This is a genomic window from Paenibacillus rigui (assembly GCF_002234615.1).
Taxonomy (GTDB): Bacteria; Bacillota; Bacilli; order Paenibacillales; family NBRC-103111; genus Paenibacillus_S; species Paenibacillus_S rigui.
Genome location: NZ_NMQW01000070.1, coordinates 1 through 8,544, shown reverse-complemented (window position 1 = coordinate 8,544; position 8,544 = coordinate 1). Strand labels below are relative to the sequence as shown.

Here is an 8,544-nt window from a genome sequence, read left to right as displayed (position 1 = left end):
AACCATATATCCAACGTCATGTATTTTGAAACACGCAACGAAAAAAGCCCGATATATCAACGTTTTGCCGAAAAAGGATCTTCCGAGCAAAAGCATTGCTGAACATTTTCTTGATTTTTACTGCATATAGACTCCTTTTGAAGTCCTGTGATATACTGGAAATAAATCCGAAAGCATCGGTCGAAAGAGACTCCGCGCGTTCATTCGCCGGAGTTCTTTTTGTTATGGAGGTGGGGGTCAGAACATGGCAGGTTGGACAAATATTGTTGGATGGATAGTATCAATTTTAACCGCAATAATAGGTTGGTGGCTTGCTGTTCGGAATTTAAATAAGCAACATCAGAGAAGTCTTGAACTTGATAAACAAAAATTCCGTCGTGAACTTCAAATTAAAACTGCTGATGAAGCAATAAAATTGTTAGCACAAGGACAGGAAATACTTGGCGATATTCATCTTTTTTTAATTCAATTTCCAGGGGATTTGAAATTTCAGTATTCTTTGACGATTGAGATTACTCATCCTCGCTGGGATAACCCACATGTCCAACTAATCTCGTTATGGGACAGAGCTAGAAAGGCATGTTTTGATTTCTGCTACTTCTTTGAATCACGTGAAGTGATCCTAAACGAATTTACAGAAATGAAATATGATTTTCAAAATAAAATTTCAGAAACAAATAAGGTATTGTTAGATTTTAACACGTACATTTCACAAGTTTATTACTCTAAATATAAACAGGACATCCGTCTTACGCCTTTTGAACTTGATCAGTTAACCGAAAAAACGAATGAAACAGCGAGTTACATTTTGGATCTAATTTCCTTTATATTTGATTTTAATGTTGAGCTTCAAAATGCATTTCTAAGTGAAACGTTCGGATATGAAGTTTCTAGAAGGCAACCAACTGATCCCAAATATAAGGTATTGACCAAAAAAGAGACTGCTGCTGAACGACATTGAACAAATTTGAAGCAAGAGGCTCCGGGACGAGTGAGTGAATAGGTTCATTATGGATCAATGATAAAGGAGGCGAAGGTATGAATAAGAAAACAATCGATTATTACATGAGCCTTTCCTACACGGTCAAATATAGACACGTGACGGACGATCCGAATCATCCAGAGGGATACTTTTTCGGAGGTTTCGAGGAGCTGGATGGTTGCCAAACGGACGCACGTACGGTCGAGGAGCTGCTCGTCAAGCTAGAGGAGGTCAAAAGATTATGGATTGAGACAAAGCTCGTATCAAACGACCCGATCCCTGAGCCTGAGACGGAAGCAACTAAAGGAATAAGGATAATTGAAGAATCAATGAGACGGAATTTGGGCTTTGATCCCGGTACGATGAAACCTCTTACTTATCAAAAACCGTTAATGCCGAATGAGCCGGACGAAAACGGTCGCTACTGGATAGATGATCGGGAAATGACATTTGCCGAGTACGATGCCGAGCAGGAACGGAAGAAAGAAGAAGTCGCGAAGCTAATACTTGAAGAACTCCGAGAAATGAACGCAGATTTAGGCAGGATTAACGACAAGCTCGGAAAAGGGTTTGATAAGATCGAAAAAGTGTCTGACCAGATCGGAGAAGGGTTTGGCAGGATCGATTCAAAAATTGAATGGATGGTTTCCGAGATAAAAGAACATCGCGAAAAAATGTTTGAGGAAATAGAAGCCGACATAGCGAGAAAAGTTCGAGAAAACAGAGAGGAAAACGAATAAAACCAAGGAGGCCGCGCTGAGTTGGAGAACGTTAACGCGAACTCACTTCGAGAGTCGAATATATATTCGCATGAATGCGAATGGACGTAAATTACATCATTCCAGTATACTCTGTTATTATATTAAATTATCAGAGGTGCTGAAAAATGAATAACGAAAAAACTTATAGTATGAGTGAATTAATTGCGCTATTAAGACGGAATAAAGGACAAATTCGTTACGTGATCGATACTTTTCGAGACTTTGTTGAGATCCACGGTGAGCAGCATAGAACACGATATTCACAAAAGACATTTGAATTGTTGGGAAAAGTTTTGAAAATGAAGGATCGCGGGATGAGTATCAATGAAATAAGAGCTACTTTTGACAAAACGAACGAGGCTGAACATGTACCTAGCGAGAGTATCCTAGAAGCTTTTCTTAAAAATCCAAAAATAAGTATCACTGTTGATGTTAATATACGTTTCGTACGCTAGTAAGATCTTTTGTCAAAGCAAAAAGAGGCCGCGCGGATATGATCCGGTGGTCTTTTTATTATCGAGTTTCAAAAAATATTATAAAAATTCTCAGAGGGCTTGCTGTGGCGTCGAGGCCGTGTCTCCCCCGGTGGGTGGGTCTGCTTGGATCCGGATCGCATTGCTGCTCCTGTTTCAAAAAGCACACCTTTTGAAAGACTCCGGAAAGGCTGCTCTTCTGTTTGTCAAAAACTATGTTTTGGATAATTGACATATGTCAAAACTTCGATATATTTATTGACAAGTACAAGGAACAGCGAGAGGGAGACGATCACGAATGAAGCTCGGTTATGTACGCGTAAGCACGAAGGAACAGAACACGGAACGACAGCTCATAAAGATGAGAGCGCTCGGCATCGAGGAACGATATACATTCGTCGATAAGGCAAGCGGAAAGGATTTTGATCGTCCTAAGTATCAGGCGCTCCGCCTCATGATCCGGGAGGGAGATCTGCTTTATCTGGACGCTCTGGACAGGCTGGGGCGCGACTATGACGGTATCATCAGTGAATGGAAGTATATAACGCGTGAGGTCGGCGCTGATATCGTCGTCCTCGAAAACGAGAGTTTGTTCGACTCCCGGAAGTTTAAGACGATGGGAGATCTCGGCAAGCTGCTAGAGGATCAATTCCTCTCGATGCTCTCATACGTTGCCGAACAGGAGCGGAAAAAGAACAAGCAGCGTCAGGCTGAGGGGATCGCGGTCGCGCTCGATAGCGGCGTGAAATTCGGAAGGCCGAAACAGGAGATCTCCGACGAGTTCCGGGCTGTCTATGGCGAATGGAAGGCCGGAGCGATCACGGCGACGGAAGGCATGAAGCAGCTCGGCATGAAGCCGAACACGTTTTATCGTCGCGTGAAGGAGCTTGAATCGAATACGTAAGGAGAGGAGCGCCTGAGCTGGGTGCTCTTTTCGTTCTCCGGAAACGTAAAATAGCCGCTAGACGGATCCAGCGGTAAAGTGTAAGCGAAACGTACAGAGTACGATCCGATCCAATTTAGCACAGATCTGAAAGGTATGTCCATACCCCCGAAATGCATCGAAACCGGAAGGATCCGGCAGCTTTTGCGGCTCATTTTGGTTATCGGCCTAGATATCTAAGATAACCCGGATATCTCTTTATCTCATGCGGATTGATTGGATATCCGTCTCTATAAGCTCGCTTCGCTCGCTTTCGCCTCGGCTTATAGCCTCGTCGATTTTATATTATTCCTCCAATCTATGTTTCGTCAGATCATAACGAATAGAGAAAGGGATTTAAAAGAACATGGCGCGAGCGAAGCGAGTCGCCACGACAAAGGCGAAGCCTGAGGAGTAAAGGAGCGCCTATTCTTGGTTATCCTTATCCCTGAATCGTTAAACCTGTTTTCATGAGTCTATACAAGATAAAGAAGAAATTTCTGCACTAAAAACGTGCAAAGCCTTGTGGCTCTAAGATGAACTGCTGTTTTAAGTGCCGATGAAATTCCCGATATAATGCCCAAAACGCCGACGAAATTCCCGATGAGAATCGTTATCCCCGGTTCTTGACTAAGAAATCCGCTTGAAGCGATATGTCCGGCTCTCCGTCCTGACGATAGAAAATGAACGGATTCAGCTTATAAAACCGATCCTTGCCGCGAACTACCTCAGCGAAAACATACATTCCATCGAGTTTGAGCCGACGAAGCCTGTTATATGTCGTTTTGGGATCGACTCCTGTTATCCGTGCAATTCCGTCTTTATTAAATGCCTCGATCAGCTCAGGATTCGGCTCATGCGGATTTTGACAGATCTGATTCGTTTCATAATGGACATATGGCAGGAGCTTATAGATAAAGCCGAGATCCTTCGGATTCCGTTGGAACGCTTCGTATAACCGTTTAACGCGCTCCGTGAACGATTTTACGACTCGACGGTTTTTCGTTTTTCCTCGAAAGTGATATCTGTCGTTCATTGAATATCTGCCATCTTCCAGCGAGAAAACTATTCCGTTGCATGTCATGACTCTGAGAAATTCACGGAACGCATCAGAACCGAGTCCGAGCAATTTCCGCATATCATCACGGCTTATAGGGCGTTTAGTGGTTCCGGCTCCAAGTACGAGGCGATTCGTTTCATAGTCCACGAAGCATTGAAGAAACAAGAGCCTCCCACAATCTTTCTCGTCTAGCAGCTCGATAACCTCATGGATACTTTCAATGTCAGTTAGGGAAAAGTGACGACCGCGCCGCGATTCACATCTGAGCCTCTCCTTATAGCTTTCTGATTGTTCTCGCGTGATGATCCTATCTCCGCTCTCAGGACTAACGATAACGCCGAGAAATTCGCCTGTTTCGGAATCATACGCTGTTAGGCGTGGCTCATCCTGTCGATTACTATCAGTGTTAACGCTTCGATACTTTCGATTTTTCATGATAATACTCCTCCTAGTTGTTTGTGATCCGTTCGGATCATCGGTTCAATATCGATAGCAGCGATTATTTGTGTCATTTTGGACAAGAAAAGAAAGCCGAGGAAGTTACTCCCCGGCCTGTCGTTTAAGCGTTGCGTATGCGGTTAGGTTCGCGGCTGTCGGATTGGCGGCTGCTGCTTTGCGAGCGGCCTCCAACTGCTCCGCTGTCGGGCGATCCGCTTCTGATTCATGCTCCTGAGCCTGATGTCGTCCGGATACAAGGCCATACATAGCGCGGTGAACCATCGACGGATAGAGCCGGACGATCATAGCCATATCCTGCACGTCCTGAGACGTGATCTCGGCAGCGTCCGCTAGTTTCGTTTGAATCTCCCGGAGACGTGTGATCTGCTTCTGTTTCATCACTTTTCGCCTCCAGTCATGCGCTCGATGCCGTTCGGCAGCTTGCGATAGTTATCAATCGTCATGAGATCCTCGCTCGTAATGATCGGAATGTCGCTGTTGCTAATGATCGCCATCGGGGAGCGCTAATCGCCGGGATGATTGACGTTATCTCTATACGCCATATCGCGGAGTTGCTGGAACGTTGGATCATATGCGGCCTCTAGCTCTTTGATATCGAGCAACGCGTTATAGTACGCTTTGCGAGCCGCTGTCAGCCTGTCTATGATTGGTTGCAGCTCAGCCGTACGAACAGCGGATCTATATTCGCCTGACCAGTCTAGGACGAGCTGACGGACGGTGATCCGGTCGTCCACGGTACGACGGTATTCGTATGCTTGGCCTCGTTCATGCTCGGCAGCTGCGAGCGCCTTCTCTGCGGCCTCGATCTGTGTGGAGAGCTTGGCTTTCTCTTTAGAGCGATCTGCTCCTGTCCTAAACTCATCACGGATCAGCGCGTCTTTCTGAGCCTTTAGATCATGCAACTGTGTTCCAACGGCGACGACAGCGGCCTCGTAACGAGCGACAACAGCGTTATGCTGCTCGTCCTGACGATCAAACTTCTCTTTCAAGTCCCATGTTCTCATACCTCTATTTCCTCCTCGTTATCTTCAATTTCTCCTAGCTCTAATCTGAGGCGTTCGATCTCTGCCTCTATACTTTCATTTGATCTATCATCCTCGGGAGCTGCCGGACGGATGACCATTTCAGCGGATAACATTCCCTGCGCTTTCAGCCAAGTCTCAACAGCACGAATCGACGAACCTTCCATTGCTTTCCGTGTCAACGTGTCCATGACAGCCGGGAGATGCTCAGCGACGCGTTGCATCGTTCTTCGACGTACCTCAGCCGCAAACAGCTCTGAGGATCTCCAATCGTATAGAGTACGGACAGAGATCCCACACTCGGACGCTATGTCCTCCAGCGAGCGGCCTCCGTTCCGTGGAAGGCTCAGGTATTCAATAGCTGTGAGCTGCTCATGTGTCAGCTCGCCTTTACGAACGATTTTCATCAGCTCAGCCTCCCCCGGCGATCTCCGCGCTCCTCATAATCGACCAATCGTCCGAAAAGGCTGATGATCGCTCTATCGGATAGACTCGGCGAAATCTCGAACATGTACGTCATCCCGGCTTCTGTCGTGGCCTTGACGCTGGCTGGACGGTTATCGCCACTTCTGCAAATTGTCATGTTCAAGAACGTTTTAGACATTGGCCTCATCCTTCCATGCGCGGATCGCTTCGATAACGCTAATAGAGTGAGCTTCGTTTGCTCTCAGGATCTTGACGAGCTGCTCATGATGTTCAGCTGACGGTCTGACAGCGCCATTCTCGAACATGGCATATACAGGCTGATGTGTTCCTAACTTGTCAGCGATTTGCTTCTGTGTGAGGCCGTGAAGCGTCCTCAGAACGCGTATAGACATAGCATCTAATTCCACTAAAATCATCCTTTCGTTATGAAAATGAAAAAGCGCCTCGGTTCCAGATCGTGGAACGTTCGGCGCTTCAAAACAGGAGGAGATAGGCTATCGACCTTTAGTCGACAGCTTTCTCATACTATAGATGAGCTATATCTAAAAATTACAAGTTATATTTTTTGCACACTCGCGACACAAACGAATCCGGCTTTCGATATTGAATCGCGCATGACAACAACGTTATCAGGACAACGTGTTTCGTCATAGCTTGATAATAGGGTGATGCGTCATGGGGAAAAAAAAGCCATACAAACTTAATTTTATTTGTGTTGAAGATAGATCCGACGAAATAATCAGATCATTAGCAAGAACTGCGATAAAAAAAGTTCTGGAAAAACACGGCGCTGTGGCATACAATTTGGATGAGGTTTTGTCTAAATACATTTCGGAGGAAATGCGTAATGAGCAAAATTAGAGCTAGAGGATATGTCCGTGTTTCGACGATGAAAGAATCGCAGAAAGACAGTCCAGAGCATCAAGAGTCTTTTATCCGGGAGAACGCTGCGCGAATGAATATCGACATTGATTATATTTATGAGGATCGCGATTCTGCAACGAGCATTGTCTCAAGGGATGATGTTCAAAAAATGATTGCTGATGCAAAGAGAGGAGAAATGGATCTCCTCTTTTTCACATCCCTTTCTCGCTTTAGCCGCGATGCATTGGATGCGATTTCCTTGAAACGAATACTGGTCAATGCACTAAAAATTCGGGTGATCTCGCTTGAAGATAATTATGACTCAGGAATCAAGGATGACGAGCTTCTTTTTGGCATTAAGTCTGTAGTCAACCAAAACACGAGTGGTGATATTAGCCTTTCATCTCGTCGTGGTATTCGACAATCGGCGATGAAAGGAAACTATATCGGATCTATCCCACCATTCGGTTATAAGAAAGTCCTCATTGATGGTCGAAAAACTTTAGAGGTTGTTCCCGAACAAGCCGAAATAGTCCGAGAAATCTTTGATTTGTATACGGGAGGTACGGGCGAAAAGGGCATAGTTAACTACCTGAACGAAAAAAAAATTCCATCATATAAAGGTGGCGTTTGGGGACTTACAAGCGTTCAACGCATACTGCAAAACGAAAACTATACAGGTTATTCCGTATTTGGTCGGCATACCACAGAGGTTGCGTATGACGACCTAAGTGACCTAATGAACCGGAGGAAAAAGCTAATTCAGAAACCGAAAAACGAATGGCAGCGGACGAGCTTTCAGACACATGAAGCGTTAATATCATGTGAAACATTTGAGAAGGCTCAGGAAATCCGGCAGTTGCGTGGCGGCGGTGAACGCGGTGGACGACGTGCATTTGTCAATGTGTTTGCAAAGATGATTTTTTGTGCTGAATGTGGATCTGCAATGGTGACAATGGTTTCTCGCGTTCGAGGAAATGAATACAGATATTTGTTGTGCAGTCGTCGCCGCAGAACGGGGGAAGCAGGGTGCAAAAATTCAAAATGGATTCCCTATAACGATATGAGGGACGAGCTGATATCTGGGATCTTGGAGCGGATCAAGAAAAAGCTTTATATGCTAGAATTAAAAGGTGGTACTGAGGCAATTTCTGTTGGCCTTCCCGAGAGTAACTTTGTAAAAGAGAAAAAGAAACTGGAAAAGCGAATTGAGGATAATCGAAAGTTGCTTTTTGAGATTCGCAGACAGCACATGCTAGGCGAGATCGATCGAAATCAATATGAATATGAAAAAGAGCAGTATGAAAAAGAGATCGCCGATGCAGAAAATCGACTCACTGCAATTATGGCAGAGGAAAAAAAGAGCCTTGATATTGAAAAGCTTATTCGCGAGTCGAAGCAAGCGCTGAATGAACTATCCCAGCTCAAATCATATGATGAGGTGGAAAAAACGCGTGTCTTGTTGATGCAAGTTGTCAAGCGGATCGAAGCCCAAAAAGACGGGGAAATTCTCATCGAGACCTATTTATAATTTTGCGTGCTTGATAATACATTTCCAACGTCATGCAAAAACTA

Annotated in this window: 11 protein-coding genes; 5 read left to right on the top strand and 6 right to left on the bottom strand. The window is 45.0% G+C overall.

What is annotated here, in order from left to right:
* Window positions 1-244: 244 nt before the first annotated feature.
* The 4 genes from CF651_RS30675 (at window position 245) to CF651_RS30660 (ending at window position 3,120) form a co-directional block, all read left to right on the top strand.
* A complete protein-coding gene (locus CF651_RS30675; RefSeq protein WP_094018670.1) occupies window positions 245-961 on the top strand; it encodes a hypothetical protein in 717 nt (238 codons plus the stop codon).
* A gap of 77 nt (window positions 962-1,038) precedes the next feature.
* A complete protein-coding gene (locus CF651_RS30670; protein ID WP_094018669.1) occupies window positions 1,039-1,722 on the top strand; it encodes a type II toxin-antitoxin system HicB family antitoxin in 684 nt (227 codons plus the stop codon).
* Window positions 1,723-1,868: 146 nt separating this feature from the next.
* Window positions 1,869-2,198, top strand: a complete 330-nt coding sequence (locus tag CF651_RS30665) for a MerR family transcriptional regulator (RefSeq protein ID WP_094018668.1) — start codon at window positions 1,869-1,871, stop codon at window positions 2,196-2,198.
* Between the two features lie 316 nt (window positions 2,199-2,514).
* On the top strand, window positions 2,515-3,120 hold the full coding sequence (locus CF651_RS30660) for a recombinase family protein (RefSeq protein ID WP_094018667.1): 606 nt from the start codon (window positions 2,515-2,517) through the stop codon (window positions 3,118-3,120).
* A gap of 631 nt (window positions 3,121-3,751) precedes the next feature.
* On the opposite strand, the gene CF651_RS30655 is transcribed toward CF651_RS30660, so the two are convergent.
* The 6 genes from CF651_RS30655 to CF651_RS30630 all read right to left on the bottom strand — a co-directional run bounded on the left by CF651_RS30655 (window position 3,752) and on the right by CF651_RS30630 (window position 6,497).
* On the bottom strand, window positions 3,752-4,633 hold the full coding sequence (locus tag CF651_RS30655) for a hypothetical protein (RefSeq protein ID WP_094018666.1): 882 nt from the start codon (window positions 4,631-4,633) through the stop codon (window positions 3,752-3,754).
* 105 nt (window positions 4,634-4,738) lie between these two features.
* Window positions 4,739-5,035 carry a hypothetical protein gene (locus CF651_RS30650; protein WP_094018665.1) on the bottom strand — a complete coding sequence of 99 codons (297 nt, stop codon included), beginning with the start codon at window positions 5,033-5,035 and terminating at the stop codon, window positions 4,739-4,741.
* Window positions 5,036-5,160: 125 nt separating this feature from the next.
* Window positions 5,161-5,661, bottom strand: coding sequence for a hypothetical protein (locus CF651_RS30645; protein ID WP_094018664.1), 501 nt, complete (start codon window positions 5,659-5,661; stop codon window positions 5,161-5,163).
* Window positions 5,658-6,086 carry a phBC6A51 family helix-turn-helix protein gene (locus CF651_RS30640; RefSeq protein ID WP_094018663.1) on the bottom strand — a complete coding sequence of 143 codons (429 nt, stop codon included), beginning with the start codon at window positions 6,084-6,086 and terminating at the stop codon, window positions 5,658-5,660. The genes CF651_RS30645 and CF651_RS30640 overlap by 4 nt, the downstream gene beginning before the upstream one ends.
* Window positions 6,086-6,283, bottom strand: a complete 198-nt coding sequence (locus CF651_RS30635; RefSeq protein WP_094018662.1) for a hypothetical protein — start codon at window positions 6,281-6,283, stop codon at window positions 6,086-6,088. The genes CF651_RS30640 and CF651_RS30635 overlap by 1 nt, the downstream gene beginning before the upstream one ends.
* Window positions 6,276-6,497, bottom strand: a complete 222-nt coding sequence (locus tag CF651_RS30630) for a helix-turn-helix domain-containing protein (RefSeq protein ID WP_179233077.1) — start codon at window positions 6,495-6,497, stop codon at window positions 6,276-6,278. The genes CF651_RS30635 and CF651_RS30630 overlap by 8 nt, the downstream gene beginning before the upstream one ends.
* Window positions 6,498-6,952: 455 nt before the next feature.
* Between CF651_RS30630 and CF651_RS30620 the strand changes: the two genes are divergently transcribed.
* Window positions 6,953-8,500: a recombinase family protein gene (locus tag CF651_RS30620; protein ID WP_094018659.1), complete on the top strand. Its 1,548-nt coding sequence runs from the start codon at window positions 6,953-6,955 to the stop codon at window positions 8,498-8,500.
* Window positions 8,501-8,544: the final 44 nt, after the last annotated feature.

What these genes read in the sequence shown, in the direction of transcription:
- CF651_RS30630 (WP_179233077.1), bottom strand. Translation starts at nt 6,497, where the DNA reads ATGTCTATACGCGTTCTGAGGACGCTTCACGGCCTCACACAGAAGCAA.
- CF651_RS30645 (WP_094018664.1), bottom strand. Translation starts at nt 5,661, where the DNA reads ATGAGAACATGGGACTTGAAAGAGAAGTTTGATCGTCAGGACGAGCAG.
- CF651_RS30670 (WP_094018669.1), top strand. Translation starts at nt 1,039, where the DNA reads ATGAATAAGAAAACAATCGATTATTACATGAGCCTTTCCTACACGGTC.
- CF651_RS30635 (WP_094018662.1), bottom strand. Translation starts at nt 6,283, where the DNA reads ATGTCTAAAACGTTCTTGAACATGACAATTTGCAGAAGTGGCGATAAC.
- CF651_RS30620 (WP_094018659.1), top strand. Translation starts at nt 6,953, where the DNA reads ATGAGCAAAATTAGAGCTAGAGGATATGTCCGTGTTTCGACGATGAAA.
- CF651_RS30650 (WP_094018665.1), bottom strand. Translation starts at nt 5,035, where the DNA reads ATGAAACAGAAGCAGATCACACGTCTCCGGGAGATTCAAACGAAACTA.
- CF651_RS30660 (WP_094018667.1), top strand. Translation starts at nt 2,515, where the DNA reads ATGAAGCTCGGTTATGTACGCGTAAGCACGAAGGAACAGAACACGGAA.
- CF651_RS30640 (WP_094018663.1), bottom strand. Translation starts at nt 6,086, where the DNA reads ATGAAAATCGTTCGTAAAGGCGAGCTGACACATGAGCAGCTCACAGCT.
- CF651_RS30655 (WP_094018666.1), bottom strand. Translation starts at nt 4,633, where the DNA reads ATGAAAAATCGAAAGTATCGAAGCGTTAACACTGATAGTAATCGACAG.
- CF651_RS30675 (WP_094018670.1), top strand. Translation starts at nt 245, where the DNA reads ATGGCAGGTTGGACAAATATTGTTGGATGGATAGTATCAATTTTAACC.
- CF651_RS30665 (WP_094018668.1), top strand. Translation starts at nt 1,869, where the DNA reads ATGAATAACGAAAAAACTTATAGTATGAGTGAATTAATTGCGCTATTA.